This window comes from Dokdonia sp. (assembly GCF_039945015.1).
GTDB lineage: Bacteria > Bacteroidota > Bacteroidia > Flavobacteriales > Flavobacteriaceae > Dokdonia.
Genome location: NZ_JBDUXP010000002.1, coordinates 61,365 through 80,976, shown reverse-complemented (window position 1 = coordinate 80,976; position 19,612 = coordinate 61,365). Strand labels below are relative to the sequence as shown.

Annotated in this window: 17 protein-coding genes; 9 read left to right on the top strand and 8 right to left on the bottom strand. The window is 32.9% G+C overall.

Annotated features, from left to right (window positions below; genetic code table 11):
• Positions 1–34: 34 nt before the first annotated feature.
• Complete coding sequence (locus ABJD27_RS00475; protein WP_348169865.1) at positions 35–1,228, top strand: Pycsar system effector family protein; 1,194 nt, start codon at positions 35–37, stop codon at positions 1,226–1,228.
• Positions 1,229–1,301: 73 nt separating this feature from the next.
• Here the strand turns inward: ABJD27_RS00475 and ABJD27_RS00470 are convergent, their stop codons facing one another.
• The gene (locus ABJD27_RS00470; RefSeq protein ID WP_348169868.1) at positions 1,302–3,680 is read right to left on the bottom strand and encodes a GAF domain-containing protein; all 2,379 of its coding nucleotides are present in this window, start codon (positions 3,678–3,680) and stop codon (positions 1,302–1,304) included.
• Between the two features lie 115 nt (positions 3,681–3,795).
• On the opposite strand from ABJD27_RS00470, the gene ABJD27_RS00465 reads away from it, so the two are divergent.
• Entirely contained in the window at positions 3,796–4,932 is a 1,137-nt protein-coding gene (locus ABJD27_RS00465; RefSeq protein WP_348169870.1) for a TlpA disulfide reductase family protein, read from the top strand.
• Positions 4,933–4,992: 60 nt separating this feature from the next.
• Here the strand turns inward: ABJD27_RS00465 and ABJD27_RS00460 are convergent, their stop codons facing one another.
• The 5 genes from ABJD27_RS00460 to ABJD27_RS00440 all read right to left on the bottom strand — a co-directional run bounded on the left by ABJD27_RS00460 (position 4,993) and on the right by ABJD27_RS00440 (position 9,944).
• Complete coding sequence (locus ABJD27_RS00460) at positions 4,993–6,177, bottom strand: tetratricopeptide repeat protein (RefSeq protein ID WP_348201987.1); 1,185 nt, start codon at positions 6,175–6,177, stop codon at positions 4,993–4,995.
• Positions 6,178–6,228: 51 nt separating this feature from the next.
• Positions 6,229–7,875 carry a tetratricopeptide repeat protein gene (locus ABJD27_RS00455; protein WP_348169876.1) on the bottom strand — a complete coding sequence of 549 codons (1,647 nt, stop codon included), beginning with the start codon at positions 7,873–7,875 and terminating at the stop codon, positions 6,229–6,231.
• Positions 7,868–8,305 (bottom strand): hypothetical protein, encoded by a 438-nt coding sequence (locus ABJD27_RS00450; RefSeq protein ID WP_348169879.1) that lies wholly within the window; start codon positions 8,303–8,305, stop codon positions 7,868–7,870. Before ABJD27_RS00450 ends, ABJD27_RS00455 begins: the two co-directional genes overlap by 8 nt.
• 357 nt (positions 8,306–8,662) lie before the next feature.
• Positions 8,663–9,151, bottom strand: coding sequence for a hypothetical protein (locus ABJD27_RS00445; RefSeq protein ID WP_348169882.1), 489 nt, complete (start codon positions 9,149–9,151; stop codon positions 8,663–8,665).
• Positions 9,141–9,944 carry an MBL fold metallo-hydrolase gene (locus ABJD27_RS00440; RefSeq protein WP_348169885.1) on the bottom strand — a complete coding sequence of 268 codons (804 nt, stop codon included), beginning with the start codon at positions 9,942–9,944 and terminating at the stop codon, positions 9,141–9,143. The genes ABJD27_RS00445 and ABJD27_RS00440 overlap by 11 nt, the downstream gene beginning before the upstream one ends.
• Before the next feature lie 123 nt (positions 9,945–10,067).
• On the opposite strand from ABJD27_RS00440, the gene ABJD27_RS00435 reads away from it, so the two are divergent.
• Both ABJD27_RS00435 and ABJD27_RS00430 read left to right on the top strand, forming a co-directional pair.
• On the top strand, positions 10,068–11,513 hold the full coding sequence (locus ABJD27_RS00435; RefSeq protein ID WP_348169888.1) for a TonB-dependent receptor: 1,446 nt from the start codon (positions 10,068–10,070) through the stop codon (positions 11,511–11,513).
• A complete protein-coding gene (locus ABJD27_RS00430; protein WP_348169891.1) occupies positions 11,514–12,158 on the top strand; it encodes a hypothetical protein in 645 nt (214 codons plus the stop codon).
• Here ABJD27_RS00430 and bcp read toward each other — a convergent pair.
• Positions 12,150–12,599: a thioredoxin-dependent thiol peroxidase gene (gene bcp / locus ABJD27_RS00425; protein ID WP_348169894.1), complete on the bottom strand. Its 450-nt coding sequence runs from the start codon at positions 12,597–12,599 to the stop codon at positions 12,150–12,152. The two genes, ABJD27_RS00430 and bcp, sit on opposite strands and share 9 nt — an antisense overlap.
• Before the next feature lie 132 nt (positions 12,600–12,731).
• Here bcp and nth point away from each other — a divergent pair, with 132 nt between their 5' ends.
• A complete protein-coding gene (gene nth / locus ABJD27_RS00420) occupies positions 12,732–13,406 on the top strand; it encodes an endonuclease III (RefSeq protein WP_348169897.1) in 675 nt (224 codons plus the stop codon).
• A 250-nt stretch (positions 13,407–13,656) separates the two neighbouring features.
• Here the strand turns inward: nth and ABJD27_RS00415 are convergent, their stop codons facing one another.
• Positions 13,657–14,241, bottom strand: a complete 585-nt coding sequence (locus ABJD27_RS00415) for a sigma-70 family RNA polymerase sigma factor (protein WP_348169900.1) — start codon at positions 14,239–14,241, stop codon at positions 13,657–13,659.
• A 237-nt stretch (positions 14,242–14,478) separates the two neighbouring features.
• Here ABJD27_RS00415 and uvrA point away from each other — a divergent pair, with 237 nt between their 5' ends.
• The 4 genes from uvrA (at position 14,479) to ABJD27_RS00395 (ending at position 19,593) form a co-directional block, all read left to right on the top strand.
• A complete protein-coding gene (gene uvrA / locus ABJD27_RS00410) occupies positions 14,479–17,274 on the top strand; it encodes an excinuclease ABC subunit UvrA (protein WP_348169903.1) in 2,796 nt (931 codons plus the stop codon).
• A 5-nt stretch (positions 17,275–17,279) separates the two neighbouring features.
• Positions 17,280–18,014: a hypothetical protein gene (locus tag ABJD27_RS00405; RefSeq protein WP_348169906.1), complete on the top strand. Its 735-nt coding sequence runs from the start codon at positions 17,280–17,282 to the stop codon at positions 18,012–18,014.
• A gap of 282 nt (positions 18,015–18,296) precedes the next feature.
• Positions 18,297–18,503, top strand: a complete 207-nt coding sequence (locus ABJD27_RS00400; RefSeq protein WP_348169909.1) for a hypothetical protein — start codon at positions 18,297–18,299, stop codon at positions 18,501–18,503.
• A gap of 169 nt (positions 18,504–18,672) precedes the next feature.
• Entirely contained in the window at positions 18,673–19,593 is a 921-nt protein-coding gene (locus tag ABJD27_RS00395) for a T9SS type A sorting domain-containing protein (RefSeq protein ID WP_348169912.1), read from the top strand.
• The last annotated feature ends 19 nt before the right edge of the window (positions 19,594–19,612 follow it).

Sequence of the window (19,612 nt, the reverse complement as noted above, 5' to 3'; positions counted from 1 at the left end):
TAATTTTAGGTCTAAGAAAAATAAAATTCTACGTATGACATCTTTTGTGGAAAAAACGGACGCTTTTGTAGCTAACCTCTTAGAGAAAGAGCTTCCAAAAACCTGCATTTATCATAATTATGTCCACGCAAAACGTGTATATAAAAGTACTAAAGAAATTATAGAAAAGAGTACTCTTTCCCCAGAAGAAAGACAGGACATTCTTCTTGCTGCATTATTACACGATACAGGATATATACATGGCAGGGATAATCATGAAGAACAATCTGTAGCTATAGCTAAGGATTTTCTTTCCAAAGAAGCGTATCCAGAAGAGCGTATAGAGCGTATTTCTCAGGCTATTATGGCCACAAAAATGGATAATACTCCTGTAACCGAACTTGATAAAATATTACGAGATGCAGATGCTTCCCATTTTGCTAAAAGTTATTTTGAGCAAGCAAGTGAATATTTACGACAAGAACTCCGTATTCAGGAAATTGCAGAATACTCTATCGAAGATTGGCGTAAATGCAATATAGAGATGTTTACAACACAACATCATTATTATACAGCTTATGCTATAGAACACTGGAAACCTAAGAAGGATGCCAATTTGGTAAAAATGCTTAATGAACAGAAAGAGATTAAGAAAGCTAAGAAAAAGGAAAAGCTCAAAGCAAAACTCAAAGATGAAAGCCCTGAAAAAGGAGTGCAATCTATGTTTAGAATTACCTTACGTAATCATATAAAGTTAAGTGATATTGCAGATACGAAGGCAAACATTTTACTCTCAGTAAATGCCATTATCTTATCTATGGCTTTATCAAATTTGATTCCAAAACTAGATAATCCGTCTAATGCATATTTGATTATACCTACTGCTATTTTTATTATTTTCAGTATAGTCTCTATGATTCTATCAGTGCTTGCAACACGTCCTAATGTAACTATGGGTAAATTTACTAGAGAAGATGTAGAACAAAAGAAAGTGAATCTTTTATTCTTTGGTAATTTTCATAAAATGAGCCTTACAGATTTTGAATGGGCTATTAATGAAATGATGCTAGACAAAGATTATATCTATTCTGCACTTACAAAAGATCTTTATTTCTTAGGAATTGTTTTAGATAGAAAATATCGAATTCTTAGAATAACCTATACCGTATTTATGATTGGAATTATAGCATCAGTACTTGCCTTTGCATTCTACTTTAAGATGCAAGATAGTTCAACAATAATTACATAATTAAACAACATAACGCCTAAGATGTCCTCTTAGAAATAAAAAAAAGCCTAGCATATTTGCTAGGCTTTTTTTATTAAGACTTAATTTCTTCCATCAAATCATCATACGTATAATACTGCTTGTCTTGATTTTTGTCTTTAGACATCTTGTATAATACTTCTACACGTATCGCTTTTAAACCTGTGACAGCTTGTAGGTCTTGAAGTTCTACAATTTCTACAGTTTTACCTAAATATTGTTTTGCCTGTAAGAATTTGATATAACGCATATACTCACGTTCATCATCTTTTTGACTATATACAATGGCAATTTTACCAGGTTGTGTTACACGCTCTTGCGTTCCTTTGATGTATGCTTTATCTACTCGTTTTTTAACAACTTCATATCTTGCATTATATGTACCGTCGACATCAAAACGTTTTTCATCCATTCTAAAACGTACAGAAAGAGAGGTGTTAAACACTAAGATCATAGAGGCTACATCAAGTGGATGTGGTAATTCTTTTGAAAGCTTATAATGTGCATTCTCCATCTCACACATAGCTTGTAATTGCCATAGTCTAAGATTATATAGGTAAATCTTATTGAAACTATTCTCTCTCGTAATAGATTCACCGATATACATATTATGCTCTACTCCATCAGTTTTGAAACGTTCAAAAAAGTGAGGATACATATGTTGTGCTTCCTCTTGCTTTTTATCTAGAACTGAGGCCATTTTCTTATTAATAAGCATCACAGATTCATCATATGCCTTTCTATGCTTATATATAAGTCCCATGCCATCTTCTAGCGTGTCATTATATTCTGTAATAAGTGATTCTAATATTCCTTCTTTCTTCTTTAAATGTTTAAATAATGGGTGGATATCATAATTTAAGAAATCTAAAATCCCGCGCTCACTATCTACTTGTAATCCATCAGATATCCCTGCTACAAATGTGGTAATCCTATACAAGAACTCTTCATAAACAGGAAGTTCATGAGTGTTATTGGCATAGATAAGGATCTTTTTAACTTCTTTTAATTGAAGTAATAAATCCTTTTGTACAGCGGTATTTCTTGCATTAGACGAACCTTTTATATCTATTTGTCCAAAGAGTGGATACACATCTTTAAAAACAATATCTCTATAAGAAACAGCAGTTTCTTTATCTATTTGAGCCGTCATGACTCTTTTTGCTTCTCTTCTAAACTTCCAATATACACTAGGGTGAATAGAAGTACATTCTTTTTGTATAATAACTTCTTGTTCATTCTCCATTTGCTCTCTAGAACGTTTTACAGAATCCAAGAGGTATGGCATGACATCAAGTAACTTATTTGCATTAATACTATTGAGATCTTGCTTATTAGGAGATACAATTTCTAAAAGACCAAGAAAATTATCACCATCAGATATAGGTGCAAAAATGGCACTCTCTATATTTTGATCAAATAAATTTTTATAAAAGTGTTCTTCAGGATTAGATACAAGATATTTACCTACATCAGAAACAGCAAAGAATTGCTTTTTAGTGAAAATAGTATAGAATGACCCACTACATAGCGCACTACTGCAGGCTCTTTTCTGTTCTGCATTTAACACAAAACTCTCTACATTATTATATGGGACACGTTCTAATGTTTCTTCCTCAAGGTTATAGTTTGAAAAACCAACTTTAATTTCAGGAAGATTAAAAATAGATTGAAAGATATTATGAAATCCTTCTATAAAGTCTACATCGCTTTTATCATATTTTAAAAGACTAGTTTTAAAATCTGATAAAGAAACATCTGATGTAGCATCATATAAATTCCCAAGTATGAATCCTTTAAAATGCCAACTACGTGGTGGGAATTTTTCTTTCCAAATATCAATATTATCAAAATTATCTAAAAGTACTTCTACATCTGCATCTGTAATCTCTGGTGCATCTGGACCTCTTGTAATGTCAATATAATCGGCATTATATAACATTCTATAATATCTCATGATACCGCTTGCATCTGGAATATCATAAAAGAAAGGTCTTCTAAAGTCAATATTAAAACCATTCATCTTTAAGATGATACTACATCCCATGATATACATGTGATTTTTATCAAAATTACTGATGACTGGTTCATAATTTTCGCCAGCGTCTTCTATGATTTTTTTATATCGCCTAGAAGATTTGATAATAAACTCATTAAAAGGAAGACAGGCTACCTTGATTTCATTTTGTTGTAATATATCCGAAAACAAATCAGCAAGAATCAAATCTATTTGCGGTTGTAATGCTTTTACTTGTGCAATATCAGTCAACCCATCTATAAGTTCAGGGTATTCTTTAGCAATGGCAAGAACCTGTTTTGCACGTTCTTCAAGATGAGTATCGCTATCTTCTGCGAGATATAATTTATAAGATTCTACTAACTTCTCAAAGCTAACGTGAATCTGCATCGGAAAATCTTCTTCTAAAAATGCCATGAGTGTTGGGTATATTGATTTCTATCGACTATCTCAATATCTGTACGAAACAAATACTAAGGATAGTATATTAGACGGAGTTTATTTACTTTTGTTACTCAAATTTACGCATTTTATGAAAAGAATTTTAATCGCACTACTAGGACTTTTAGTTTTTGCTTGTGCAACGAAGGAAACACATAGTATAAAAGGGACTGCTGTAGGTGTAGAAGACGGTACAGAAATTATACTCCAAGAGCTAGGAGAAGGCAATAAACGTGTATCTATAGATACTGCTGTTGTAAGCGCTGAGAATTTTACTTTTTTAAAGCCTCGCACCGAAGGAACAGGGATACAAGTGATTTCTATAAAGGATGTGAGACAACAACTATTGATTGTAAAAGACAAAGCCCCGCTTACCATTACTTTATATAAAGATAGTATTGGATCGTCTATTGTAGCTGGAAGTAAAGAAAATGAGATTTTTAATACCTATACAAATACGAGTCGCCAACTTAATCAGAAAAAAGCGACGCTTATTCAAAAAAGAAACCAAGCACAAGCTGAAACCGATGGCATTATGGTAACTGAGTATGCAAATCAAATTAAAGCACTTGACGAGTATTTTATCACGAGTAAAAAAGAAGTATTAGATAACAATCCAAATAGTATGGTTGCTATTATGGCATTATCAGACTTAATAAATGCCAAAGTCCTTAAAGTAGAAGACACGGAGACTTATTACAATGGTCTTGGATCTGATATACAGAAATCAACTATTGGATCAAGCATTAAGCGATATATAGCACAACTTAAATCACAACGTGCTGCTTCAAATCTTGCCAGTGTAGGGAATAAAGCACCTGAGTTTAGTGCAAAAACTCCAGAAGGGGAAGAACTTGCGCTATCTCAAACATTAGGAAAATATACTATTGTCGATTTTTGGGCTTCTTGGTGTCGTCCATGTCGTATGGAAAATCCAAATGTGGTACGTGTATATGACAAGTATCACGATAAAGGATTAAATATCATAAGTGTTTCTCTAGATAGACCTGGCCAAAAAGAACGCTGGATAAAAGCAATTGCAAAAGATCAAATGGATTGGTATCACGTATCAAATCTCCAGTATTGGCAAGATCCAATACCAAGATCATATGGAGTACGTGCCATTCCTGCAACCTTCTTACTAGATGCATCAGGAACCATCATTGCAAAAGATTTAAGAGGGCAAGCTTTGGAAAACAAAATAGCAGAGTTATTGGGAGATAGTTAAACTTCTAAACTTCTTTAAAAATATAAAAATGCCCAAGTGATTCGCTTGGGTATTTTTATGTTATTCTTCTTCGTTTATATTTAAACTCTTCATCTTTTCTTCCAAATATGCCTCAACATCAATATTCCAACCTCTAAGGACATTAAATGCTACTTTTAAATAGTTTTGAATATAACCTATATCAGAAAATGGTAATAAAAGCGTAATTGCTTCATCTGTTAATTGGATAGATAGTTCTTTATCAACCTTTGATTCTTTATAATAGATGCCCATATTAATTAAGGTCATTCCTACATCTGGTAGATACGTTTGAGGATTCAACCTAGCTAATTCTCTATAAATCTCTAAAGCTTCTTCATAGGAAGCCTCAGCTTTCTCAAATTCATTTTTAGCCCTCTGTAAATTACCCAAATTATTTAAGGTCGTTCCTACATCTGGTAGATACGTTTGAGGATTCAAACTAGTTAATTCTCTTCGCATGGATAAAGCTTCTTCATAGGAAGCCTCAGCTTTATCAAATTCATTTTTAGCCCTCTGTAAAACCGCCAAATTATTTAAGGTAGCCGCTTTTTCTTCGTCAGATACTGCTTTTTGTAAAGATATCTGATAGTACGTTTGTGCATTTGAGAAATCATTGATGAACTGAAAATGATTCCCTGATTTTAAATTAGTACTCCAATTAGAAAGCGTATCAACAGCCATAGTATAACACTCATTTAATTCTTCTCCCCATGTGTTTTCACTTTTAAGTAAGTCAGCTCTAAGAAACCACCCATCAGCTTGTTGTTGTTTTTCTGAATCAAGTTTTCTCTTTTCTTCTAATAAAGAATGTCTATTTAAAATTTTTAAAGCTTCTTCTTTATTTCCTTTCATTAATGCTTCTACAGCCTTAGGATATAATTCTTGAGAGCCCGTAAAATCTTTTCCATCATTTTCTAGAAGTAATGTGGCAAATCGTTGTTCGTTTTCATCAAGTTGTTGTTGCTTTTCTACTAACGCAGTTTTCAGTTGTACAATCTCATTATTTTTCAGCCCTATTATCTCTGCTTTATCGCCTATTATTTCTGTTTTAGAAGCTATAAGTTCTCGTAATGCTTCAATTTCTTTCTTTTCCTGAGTAACTAATTGTTCTATGAGAACACCTAATTTTTCAGCAATCTCTTCTCCTCCAGATAAAATAACCTGAATGACCCGATTATAATTCCCAGAAACATTCCCAATTGTATTTTTAGAACTATGAATCATTGACAAATTTTATTATTATTTCCAGTTACATTCTCTATTGATTTCTTCATACTAATTAAAAACGCTATATGCAACTCTTAGATAGCTTTGAATATAAGTGATATGCGACAATGGTTCTAAAAGTGTAATTGCTTCCCTAGCATATTTAATAGAAAGTTCCCTATCATTTTTTGACTTGTGATAAAAAGATCCTAAACTAGCTAATGTCATTCCTAGTTCTGGAATATATGCTTTAGGGTTAGATTGGACTAGTTCTTTTCGGATAGATAAAGATTGTTTATAATAGCGCTCAGCTTGTTCAAATTCTTTTTTAGATTCATTTAAAGTACCTAGGTTATGTAAAGAACCAGCAACAATAGATATATATTTTGGAGGGTTAGATTGAGCTAGTATTTTATAAATCTGTAAAGATTCTTTAAATGAACTCTCAGCTTTTTCAAACTCTTTTTTCTTTTTCTGTAAAAGCGCTAGATTGTTTAGTACACCCGCAACATAGTGAATGTATGTTTTTGGATTCAAATGAGTTAATTCCCTATACGTTTGCAAAGATTTTTTATAGAACCTTTCTGCTTCTTCAAGTTCACCCATATATAATTTTGAATTACCAAAATTATTGAAGATTATAGCAACTTTAGGCTTATATTCTGAAGGATCCAATTGAGCTAATGAGGTGAAAATTTGTAATGCCTCTGTATAAAAGTATTCTGCACTATGATAATGTCTATTAGTATTATGCAAATTACCTAAATTATTAAACGTCAATCCTAGTTTAGGTTGGTACATCTGAAAATTAAACTCAGCTAATGACATATAAATATCTAAAGCTTCTTCAAAGGAAGCCTCAGCTTTTTCAAATTCATGTTTAGCTCTTTGCAAATTACCCAAGTTATTTAATGTCAATCCCATCTCAGGTAAATATTTTTGAGAATCTAATTGAGCGAGTCGTCTTTGTATAGCTAAAGTTTCTTCATAAGAATTTTCGGCTTTTTTAAATTCGTTTATAGATTTTTGTAAAAGTGCCAAATTATTTAACGTCCACGCTCTCTCATCATCAGAGACTGCCTTTTCTAAACTTATATGTAAATAACTTTGAGCTTTTTTAGAATTATTAATAAAATAGAAATAATTAGCCGCTTTTATACAATTGCTCCAACTACTATATAATGTTACCGCCTTCTCATAATTTATTCCGGCTTCATCAAACTTATTTTTAATTCGTAAGATTTGAGCTTTTAAAATTCTAGTCTCTGCTTTTTGTTTAATACTTTCAATAGCACGTTTTTCTTCTTCTTCTAATTTAGCTTCGTTTAGTAAATCTAAAGCTTCCTCCAATTCGCCCTTCATAAAATATTCAAAAGCATCTTGGTATGAGGACGTTGTTTGACTTAAATCTTTTCCTTCTATTTCTTTCAATAAATGAGATACCTGATCCTTTAAGGTATTTTTTTCAGCTTCTAATGCATTCACTCTACCTGATAATTCTAAAACTTCTTTATCTAAATAACCTTCTATTTTAACCTTATCATCTATACTTTTTTTTAGAATTTCAATTTGATCTGTATACGGTTCCACAAAAGGTTGTAAGAACTCTTCAAAAGATTTTCTTTCTTCCGTTTGTTTCCCCTTACTATCTATATACTGGAAAATAAATATATTATCACCCTCAGCTGTTACTTTATTTATCCTAGAATTAATCATCAGTATCGGTAGTGTCTATTTTTTGATTAATACTAATGTTTGTTCCTGAAACTTTCTTAGCAACATTCTTTTTAATAGTAAAGAATGGCCCTTTCAATTTCCCATTGCGTTCAAGATAATCTAGTACTAAACAGAGCACTGCAATGACACCTAAAATAATCGTTGTGGTAATATTCATTTCTTTGAGACCAGCTTTAAAATCAAAGTTATCTGTTTTGGTACTTAGTGTAAAATAGAAATTACTCAACAAAGGAAACATAACAGTGTAAAATGCTCTCATGTATCGTGTTGCAGGATTATGCAGCAATACAATAACCAATATAATAATGGCACTTATGAGAGATATTAACTCATCACCTGTTAAAAAATACGTAATCCCACCTCCTATTATTCCAGATAGCAGTGATATAAAAATCCAATTAATCTTCATATAATTCCCCCTTAGTTTACATAAACATCTATAAGAAAGCTGTCTATACAGTCATAAAGAAACCAAATTAAATTAGGAATAACAACCAACCAATCAATAAGTTATCAAGAGTGTATTCTGTACAGATCCTGAAGTATATAGTATACTTTACAAAGATCAACCATCATTCCGAACGAAGTACGAGGAGGAATTCATCACACATTAAAAAATATGTGGGATTTCTCCTAGCGTCGAAATGACGGACGTTCACATTTACAAAACACTCTATACAATAGATCAAAACGGAAAATTCCATATATTTTGTTTTGAAAAAAGAAACAAAATATATGGAATGACCACCCCGTAATTGGGCAAGTATCAAGAATACAACAGGCTATCTATCACACGGTAATCTATACTATTATCCTCATTTACAAAATACTCTATAAGTAATTCTCCCCAATTGTTGCCATCGGAGAAATCGGCGATAAGCCAACGGTGATTTAATACATGAATTTGATTTACCTGAAACTGTCTCTCATCCCCTTCATAGGGTATAAATGAATTTCCTTCTAAGGTATTCTTACTATAAATCCCATCAGAAACTAGTTGGATAATATCATCTATTTCGATGGTACTACTTTCATAATACTCATATGCATTTACATTGGTACGTAACCCAAAATATTCTGTTTCGGCGAGACGTTGTTGTAAAGCAGTAACGCTATCCGTCGCATTTTGATGTTTTTCTTCTAAGCTTATAATTTGTTTTTGCTGACTCTCATACACTTTTGTGTTATTCACATATTGGAAAACAACCCAAAGTGATACAAATAAAAAGAGGTACATAAAGATATTACGTTTCATCGGCTGTGGTTAAGGTTAATCCATCATACGCAAGATATACATTGGTTGGAAGCTGTGCTTCTACTTCGGCATGAAATCCCATATGATGACTTATATGTGTAAAATAGGTTTGTTTAGGTTTGATTTTTTCTATTAAGGATAGTGCTTCTTCTACATTTAAATGTGTCGTATGTTCTTCATAACGCAATGCATTAATGACAAGTATATCTAGTCCTTTTAATTTTTCAATTTCTTCTGGAGCGATCGTTTTAATATCTGTGAGATACGCAATAGTACCAAATCGATATCCAAAAACTTGTAAGGTCCCGTGATACCCTTCTATAGGGATCACATCTAGGTTTCCAAGGCGGATAGATTGTCCGTTAATAACTTCTTGACTATGCACACTAGGCGCTCCAGGATATCTATTTTCGGTTGTAAAAATGTAATCAAATCGATCTGCCAGTGTTTGTAACACGCGTTTATGCGCATATATTGGGAGGTCCCCTTGTTTAAAGACAAAAGGACGTATATCATCTAGTCCTGCAACGTGATCGGCATGTTCATGGGTAAATAAAATGCCATTGAGCGGTACGAGATCTCCTGATGGAGTACGCTTTCGCGAAAGCGTACTAAGCATCTGTGCCCTAAAATCAGGACCACAATCTATCACATAATGATATTCCTCCCAAGTTATAAGAACAGACACTCGTAAACGAGTATCCCTAGGATCATCACTAAAACATACTGGATGATCACTCCCTATTACTGGAATTCCTTGTGATGTGCCGGTACCTAAAAATGTAATTGTCAAATTGTTGAATTAATACAAGTAGTTTATGTACAAAATTATGATACAAAAATACAGTTATTTTTTTTGCTTGCTCTAGCTATTTAGTATATTTGGAGTAACCTACTAAAAGGCAAAAAATAAATTATGGCCGTTGCAATTCTTGGAGATAAGGAGTTTGAAAAAGTACCTTCAATAAAGAACAAAGTTCTCAGAGTAAATCTAAATGAAAATATTTATGGCACCTTTGCAGAAATTGGTGCTGGACAAGAAACTGTACGCCATTTCTTTAGAGCTGGTGGGGCCAGTGGTACAATCGCTAAGGCAATGAGTGCCTATGACAAAGATTTTAGTGATGCCATTTATGGGATAGAAGACGATGGTCGTTATGTGACAGAAAAACGTCTTAAAAAGATGCTTACGCACGAAATGCAATTAATTGAAGATCGTATTTCTCGTTACAAAGAACCTAATAAGATTTTCTTTACATATGCAAATACAGTGGCTACCATTGACTTTGCAAAGAAATTTAAAGGACACGGTTGGGTAGGCATTAAATTTCAAATTACTCCAGAAGGAGAATTTAATGAGATTATATTACACGTACGTTTTCACGAAAACGATGCCCGCCTACAACAACTTACATTAGGAACTCTAGGAGTTAACCTTATATATGGTGCTTTTTATAAGCATGATAATCCTAAGCATTTATTAAAGTACCTATATGATCATATTGATCAAGATCAAATAGAAATTGATACTATTAATTTTTCTGGACCTCAATTTGAAGATGTAGATAATCGTTTGATGAGTTTACAGCTTGTTAGAAATGGCATGACTGAAGCGGTTATGTTTGACCCTAGCGGTAATAATATATTACCTGCTGCGATACTTTATAAAAAGAATGTACTAGCAATACGTGGTAGTTTTAGACCTGTAACAAAGGTCAATATGGATATGTACGAGAAATCTCTCGCCATGTTTAAAGACGCAAATCGCGTAAATGAGAAGAAAACAGAAGTCATTTTTGAAATCACATTATCAAATCTGCGTGCAGAAGGAGAAATAGATGAAGAAGATTTTATGGCTAGAGCGCGATTGTTATGCTCTCTAGGACAAACCGTAATGATTTCAAACTTTAAAGAATACTATAAAGTAGTAGATTACTTCTCCAATTATACAAAAGAACGTATGGGGCTCGTGATGGGAGTAAATAATCTTATTGATGTATTTGACGCTCGATACTATCGCCATTTAAGCGGAGGTATTCTAGAAGCCTTTGGGAAACTTTTCTTTAAAGACCTTAAGGTATACTTATACCCAATGAAAGATCCAAAAACGGGTCAATTAACAACCAGCGAAAATCTCAAAGTACACCCACGTATGAAAGAACTCTACAAGTTCTTTAAATACAATGGCAAAGTAGTAGATATAGAAAACTATGATCCTACCATTTCTGGTATTTTCTCAAGAGAAGTACTTCGTATGATTCACGATGGTGAAGAAGGTTGGGAAGACTTACTACCAGAAGGTATTGCCGAAATGATCAAATCTCGTGAGCAATTTGGCTATGAAAGTGTGTATGGGGAATAAATGAAAATTCCTTTCCTAAATAATATTTCAAAGTATGTAGGCTATTTAATTATAGCGCTTCTATTTGTAGTACATATGATTTGGGGAGATAATGAATATTACATTACAGGACTACTTACACTATACTTAATAGGATTACTTTATAGTACGTATAACAAAATTCAATATGTAGAAGGAGCGAGACCGCATCTCATTTATTTTTCTACAGCAAATGATCGTTTAAATGATCTCCCCAGTATCTTAGGTTCTCTATTTTATGTTGGGCTCTCTGCCTTATTATTATTTATGGATAATGATTTTTTAGGGCCTTATGGGATTTATTATCTAATAGGATATACAATCATAAGTATTTGGAGTAGTTTTTATGGAAAAATACCTAGCGCACGTTTTTCTATAGATAAAGAAGATAACATCCTAGAATATGATGATGATGGTGACCATAACGATGAAATCTCAACTACAGATATTCAAGATGTCACTATATCACTCGAATCAATCACTCTTGGAACAGAGCAAAAAAAAATAAACCTTATACATCTTTCACTTGATGAGAAAGAGATAAAGCTTATTTCTAATTATTTTCAAAATCAGTTACACATAACACCTACACTTCTTACGAAAGAAGAGGAGATTGCATTACAGTAATTGTGCAGCATGATCTTTGGTCTTTACCTTATCAATCACCTCTACAACAACACCTTGCTCATCTACCTTAAAGGTTTTACGGTGAATCCCATCATATTCTTTCCCCATAAATTTCTTTAATCCCCATACACCAAAAGCATTGATCACACTATGATCCTCATCTGCTAATAACTGAAAAGGGAATTCATATTTTGTTGCAAAGTTTTTCTGACGCTTTTCAGAATCTGCACTCACGCCTAGTAAGGTATATCCTTGGTCTTGCAATGCTTTATAATTATCTCTTAAGTTACAAGCTTCTGCCGTGCAACCTGGTGTAGAAGCTTTTGGGTAAAAGAAAACAATTAGCTTTCTTCCTACAAAATCAGAAAGAGCAACTGTATTTCCATCTTGATCTGTTGTTGTAAAATCGGGTACTTTATCGCCTACTTTAAGTGTATTCATTATCTTCGTTTTAAATATGGTTTTAACTTTTATATTTTTAAAAATACTTCTTTAAAAGAGAAGTATTAAAGGCATCATCATAAAAAATACATAAAGTGTTTTATTTCATAATAATCCTGCTAAATATACAAAATGACTAAGCAAGAAAAAGTTGATTTCGTTATAGATACATTAAAAAAATTATATCCTCAAATCCCTATTCCATTAGATCATAAAGATCCATACACTTTACTTATTGCTGTATTAATGAGTGCTCAAAGTACAGACGTACGTGTAAATATGATTACACCTTTACTCTTTGAAGTAGCTGATAATCCGTATGATATGATAAAACTTACGGTAGAAGAAATACGAGAAATAATAAAACCAGTGGGTCTCTCTCCTATGAAGGCCAAAGGAATCCATGGACTCTCGCATATGATTATAGATAAGTATAATGGCAAAGTTCCTAATGATATTGCATTGTTAGAAGAGTTTCCTGCGGTAGGACATAAAACAGCAAGTGTTGTTGTCTCTCAAGCATTTGGCACTCCTGCATTTCCTGTAGATACTCATATACATAGATTGATGTATCGTTGGGGATTTACTAATGGAAAAAATGTTGTGCAAACAGAAAAAGATGCAAAGCGATTATTTCCAGAACACGTATGGAATGATTTGCATTTACAAATTATATGGTATGGACGTCAATTTTCTCCTGCACGTGGATGGGATTTAGAAAAAGATATCATTACCAAAACAATAGGAAGAAAAACGGTGATCGCCGATTATGAAAAAATGATGGCAAATCGAGCAAAAAAGAAATAAAAAAAAAGCCCGATTGCTAAAAATCGGGCTTTTCACAAAGTTTAGTTGATGAGTGCTTCAAACCTCATCGATTTATAATGTATAACACTTAAAGCCTTAGAATAATTAAGTAAGAACGCAATCGTTTCCGACTTTGGTTCCATATTTTCCGCCTGTTTACCCGGCGATGGTTCTGAGTAAATTTTTGCCATTTAGCGTTTGTTTGAGTTAGTAATTATCTCAATAACGCAAAATTGTCAAGCTTATTATATTAGTTTGTTAAAATAATGTTATGTTTCTCTATAACCTTACGCAAATTAATAAGCGCATATCTCATTCTACCCAAAGCAGTATTGATACTAACTCCTGTTTTCTCTGAGATATCTTTAAAACTCATTTCTTGATATACTCTCATATATAGTACTTCCTTTTGATCATCTGGAAGTTCTTGAATCAAGCGACGTACATCACATTCTACTTGATCTTTTATTAATTGTTTTTCAGCATTAAGACAATTATCACTCAACACAGAAAATATGCTGAATTCACCGTCATTATCAAATTTAGGCATCCGATTATTACGTCTAAAATGATCAATAACCAAGTTATGTGCAATACGCATTACCCAAGGAAGGAATTTACCTTCTTCATTATATCGCCCTCTTTTAAGGGTATTAATGACCTTGATAAAAGTATCCTGAAAAATATCTTCAGATACATCTCTATCGTATACTTTAGAATAAATAAAGCTATAAATACGTTGCTTGTGCCTTTTAACTAGGGCTGTTAATGCATTTTCGTCTCCATTAATATAATTGCTGACAAGTAGAGCATCGTCTATTAACACTGTTTTCATATCACACTTTTGTAGGTTAACTATGAAGGACTGTTCCTTCAATCATCATGTTAAAAAAAGTAATAATATGCTATAGGCAGAAATTTAAATTATTGTGTTAATGATGGTAAATATAATGGTATTCTGACAACAATTGCAAAAAAATATTACGATTTATTTAAAAAAAATACCAAAACATCAGTGTTTTCGGTATGAAACAGAAGTAGTATCTTTGTTTTTTTGATGCAAAAAATAGCTATGCCTGTAGACATTTCTCTAGTAAACCCCAAAGATAATATCATTATCAAAGGAGCAAAACTCCATAATCTCAAAAATATAAATGCCATTATCCCGCGTAACAAACTAGTGGTTATTACTGGGCTTTCCGGTTCTGGAAAATCAAGTCTTGCCTTTGATACTTTATATGCAGAGGGACAACGTCGTTATGTAGAAAGTCTTTCTTCTTATGCTCGTCAGTTTTTAGGACGTCTGGATAAGCCAAAAGTAGATTATATAAAAGGGATTGCTCCTGCTATTGCGATAGAACAAAAGGTAAACTCGACAAATCCTAGATCAACCGTCGGAACCTCAACAGAGATCTATGACTATCTAAAATTAGTATATGCACGTATTGGAAAAACCATTTCTCCTATTTCTGGTCATCAAGTAAAGAAAGATACTGTGACCGATGTGGTTTCTTATGTAAACGCTTTCGCGAAAGCGGAAAAACTCCTCCTCCTCGCTCCTATCCACCTTGAAGAAGGACGCAAGTTAGAAGACAAAGTTAAAGCACTTTTACATCAAGGATATGCCAGAGTAAAAATAAAAGATGAAATAAAACGTATTGACGAATTAGGAAATACAATTAAGAAACTAAAAGCAAAAGATATTCTTCTTGTTGTAGATAGGATTGTGACAAATCCTGAAGATGAAGATTTTAAAAACCGTCTTGCAGATGCTGTTCAAACTGCATTTTTTGAAGGTAAAGGAACATTGTTTATTGAAGCGATAAAAGATGGAAGCTCTAAACAGTTTTCAAACAAATTTGAACTAGATGGCATCTCATTTCTAGAACCAAACGTTCATTTATTTAGCTTTAACAACCCTTATGGAGCTTGCCCTACTTGTGAAGGATATGGAGATGTAATAGGTATAGATGATGACCTTGTAGTCCCTAATACTGGATTATCTGTATATGATAATTGTGTATTCCCTTGGAGAGGAGAAAGTATGAGTTACTATAGAGATCAACTCGTAAATAGCGCTTATAAATTTGACTTCCCTATACACAAACCGTACTTTGAACTTACAGAAGAGCAAAAACAAATATTATGGGAAGGCAACGAGCATTTTCAAGGGATTAATCAATTTTTTGAATTTTTAGAATCCAAAGCCTATAAAATTCAGAATCGCGTAATGCTTTCTCGTTATAGAGGAAAAACAAAATGTAACACCTGTAAAGGAAAACGCCTTAGACCAGAAGCTACCTATGTATATGTGGGTGATAAAAATATTTTGGACCTTGTATCACTTCCTCTTGATGAAGTCGCTATCTATTTTAAAGAATTAGAATTAAATGAATATGATGCTCAAATCGCAAAGCGTCTTCTTAAAGAAATAAGCAGTAGGCTTGAGTTTTTATCAAAAGTAGGGCTCGACTACTTAACCCTTAATCGTAAGTCAAATACTTTATCTGGAGGAGAATCACAACGTATTAATCTTGCAACTTCTTTAGGTAGTAGTCTTGTTGGGTCTATGTATATTCTTGATGAACCGAGCATAGGCTTACACCCTAAAGACACAGAAAAACTAATTGATGTACTTAAGTCATTACGTGATCTAGGAAATACTGTGATTGTGGTAGAGCATGATGAAGACATTATGAAGGCTGCCGATGAAATTATAGATATCGGCCCTGAAGCTGGAACTTTTGGAGGCCACGTAGTTGCTACAGGTAATTATGAAGCAATTCTTGCTAGTGACTCCCTTACTGCAAAATACTTAAACGGTAGTATGGAAATTACACTTCCTTCTACACGTAGAAAGACAGATTATTATATAGATATCATAGGTGCGAGAGAAAATAACCTAAAAAACATTGATGCTCGTTTTCCGCTAGGTGTTTTTACAGCAGTTACAGGCGTTTCTGGTAGTGGTAAAAGTACACTTGTACGCAAACTCTTATATCCAGCCTTATTAAAAGAAATAGGTGGCTATGGACAAAAAGCGGGGCAGTTTACAGAAATCAAAGGGAAGTTTGATAGTATAAAAACAGTTGAATTTGTAGATCAAAACCCGATAGGAAGATCATCAAGATCAAATCCAGTAACCTATATAAAAGCATATGACGATATCCGAAAATTATATGAAAGTCAGAAGCTGAGTAAAATACGTGGGTATAAAACCAAGCATTTTTCTTTTAATGTAGACGGAGGAAGATGTGAGACCTGTAAAGGGGAGGGCGAAGTTACTATCGAAATGCAATTTATGGCAGATGTCCATCTAGAATGTGAGAACTGCAAAGGAAAACGTTTTAAGAAAGAAGTACTAGAAGTCACTTTTAATGGCAAAAATATTGATCATATCCTTACAATGACCATAGATGATGCTGTAGCATTTTTTGAAGAACACAATGAAAGTAAGATTACTAGAAAATTAAAACCCCTACAAGATGTAGGGTTAGGATATGTTACGCTAGGACAGAGCTCCTCTACCCTATCTGGAGGTGAAGCGCAACGTATTAAACTAGCTTCCTTCTTGGTTAAAGGGAATACCAAAGACAAGGCATTGTTTATTTTTGATGAACCAACTACTGGATTGCATTTTCATGATATAAAGAAACTACTTGCTTCTTTTGAAGCACTTATCCAGAAAGGACATAGTATTATTGTTGTAGAGCATAATATGGATCTAGTTAAGTGTGCAGATCATGTCATAGATCTTGGGTTAACCGGAGGTAAAGATGGTGGAAACATCATCGTACAAGGAACTCCAGAAGAAGTAGCTCGTAACAAAACATCATTTACAGGGACATATCTTAAAGAAAAAGTGTAACCATTATGTTATCAAGTATAAAAAAGTTTTTTGGAATTAAAGAAGAGCCACCTCTTAATCCTGCAATTTTTAATCATCCACTTGCAGAAAAAACTTCTTGGGAGCCTTTAAAGCATGGCGGTAGTAGTCATAAAAATGTGAATTTAATTAAGGTTGATAATAATACCTTAGAGTACAAACCAAATACAGTAAGTAAGGTTTTTACATACTTGTTTTTAGTTGGACCTATTCTCTTTTTGGTAATTAGACATTTTGTATTTAAAAACGATGATAATAATTCTGAAGTACTTTTTCTTCTAGTTCCCATAGCAATGACAATAGGAGGTGCAGTCACTACATATTTTTTACATAGACCTCATAAGTTTGATAAAAAATTAGGATATCATTACAAAAGCTATAAAAACCCAACTAGTAAAAGAGATATTCAAAGTTCTCATGGATGGACACTTTTATCATCTGTAGAAGGAATACAGATTATAAAAGAGCGTGTGAAAACAAAAAATAGTAGTTATAAAAGCTATGAAATCAACCTTGTTCTAGAAAATGGTTCTAGAAAAAATGTGATAGACCACGGTAATTATGAAGCTGTTAAGAAAAATGCAAAAACGATTGCTGATTTCTTAGGTGTCCCCTATTGGGATGCTATAAGTTTATATGCGTATACTCCTACAACTACTCGTACGCAACATCAAGATACAGATCAGCCCTATGACTCTACAAGACGATTTAGAGATATGTAGGCTACAGTTAAAAAAACAGGCGGGTTTTTACAACCCGCCTATTTTTCTATTTACATAGTATATTGAATGCTACCAGAATTGGCAATATCCATTACTTCCACAATATGTGTCACCAGGACCTAAATATTGATTATAACAGTGAGTGTTATTTCCACATGTTTTTCTACGAAACCCTCCACTAACAAGTTTCTGTTCATCTTTACTTAATGTAGTGCCTAAATTTGAAATGTTTTTTAACATAATATAAAATGTTTTAAGATTAATATTTAAAAAAGGTAGTGTATGTACTTTATTAAAAAAACAAACAGTACCCTATTTCAGATGATTTATGGTGTTGATGTATACAAACACACAACAATAAACCCATCAAACGTCTTAAAATATGCCAATACAAAACAGCAACAGAATAACAGTTTAATATTAAAAGAACAGGATTTGGCAGACAGGATTTTTCTCATTTTAGAGAATTTAGGGAACTACGTATATTAAAGTATTTTGATCACATATTATACATATGCTTCCTACGCTTTCAAGGAAAAAAGCAACACCAAAGCACGAAAGCATACTAAGAAATGGTAATCAATTAAGGTTGAGCACTTTGTTAAAAAACCACTATCCTCTTCTTTTTTATGTATTTTTAGAATAATAAACTACAGTTATGAAAAAAGGACTACTTATTTTCTTAATACTACAATGTGCAATATCCTACGCTCAAGACTTTTCTTTAACAGATCAAGGAAATCGGTGGGGTGTTCGGTATTATGATGGATTTTGTGATCCAGATAATCCTGACACAATGGGATGTTCTGAGACAAATCTAAATGGTTATAGAATAAACGGAGAAGTTATCATTAATGATATCACATATGCTGTTTTAGAAGCAACATTCAACGATAATAATCCAAATTGGAATACCTACTTGTTTTTACGTGAAGAGAATGGTATTGTATATAGTTATACAGAGACACAAGGAGAACAGATATTATATAACTTTACCTTAGAAGTTGGAGATAGTATAGAAATAGGTTTTGGAGGAGATTGTTTTGATGATGAAAATAACAATCAAATGGCTGATGTCATTGATGTTTCCACTCAATTTATAGCAGGACAAAATAGGAAAGTAATAACCTTTGATGTTTTTAATAATACAAATTTTTCAAACTCTTATGTGCAATGGATAGAAGGACTAGGTGATACGGGAGATTTGATCTCTCCAATAGTAGTATTTTGTGATACTCCTTCATTTTTAAATTGTTTTAATAATGGTAATGAACTATTTATTTTTGCGGAAAATGAAGAAGACTGTGACTCATTATTAAGTATTTCTGAAATTCAAAAAACAACTGCCACATTAACTCCAAACCCCATCACTGATCAATCTATAGTAACTATCAATAATCCTCAAAACAATACAACCATCGCTTTCTATAATCTTCTCGGGCAACTTATAAGTCAGGAAGAACTTACGAGTAATACAACTGTTATAAACCGTTCTGACTTTCCATCAAATGGGATCTATTTTTATCAAATACAGCAACAAGGACAGGTTTTAGAGACTCAAAAGTTTATCGTGAAGTAACATTTATACAAATATGTAG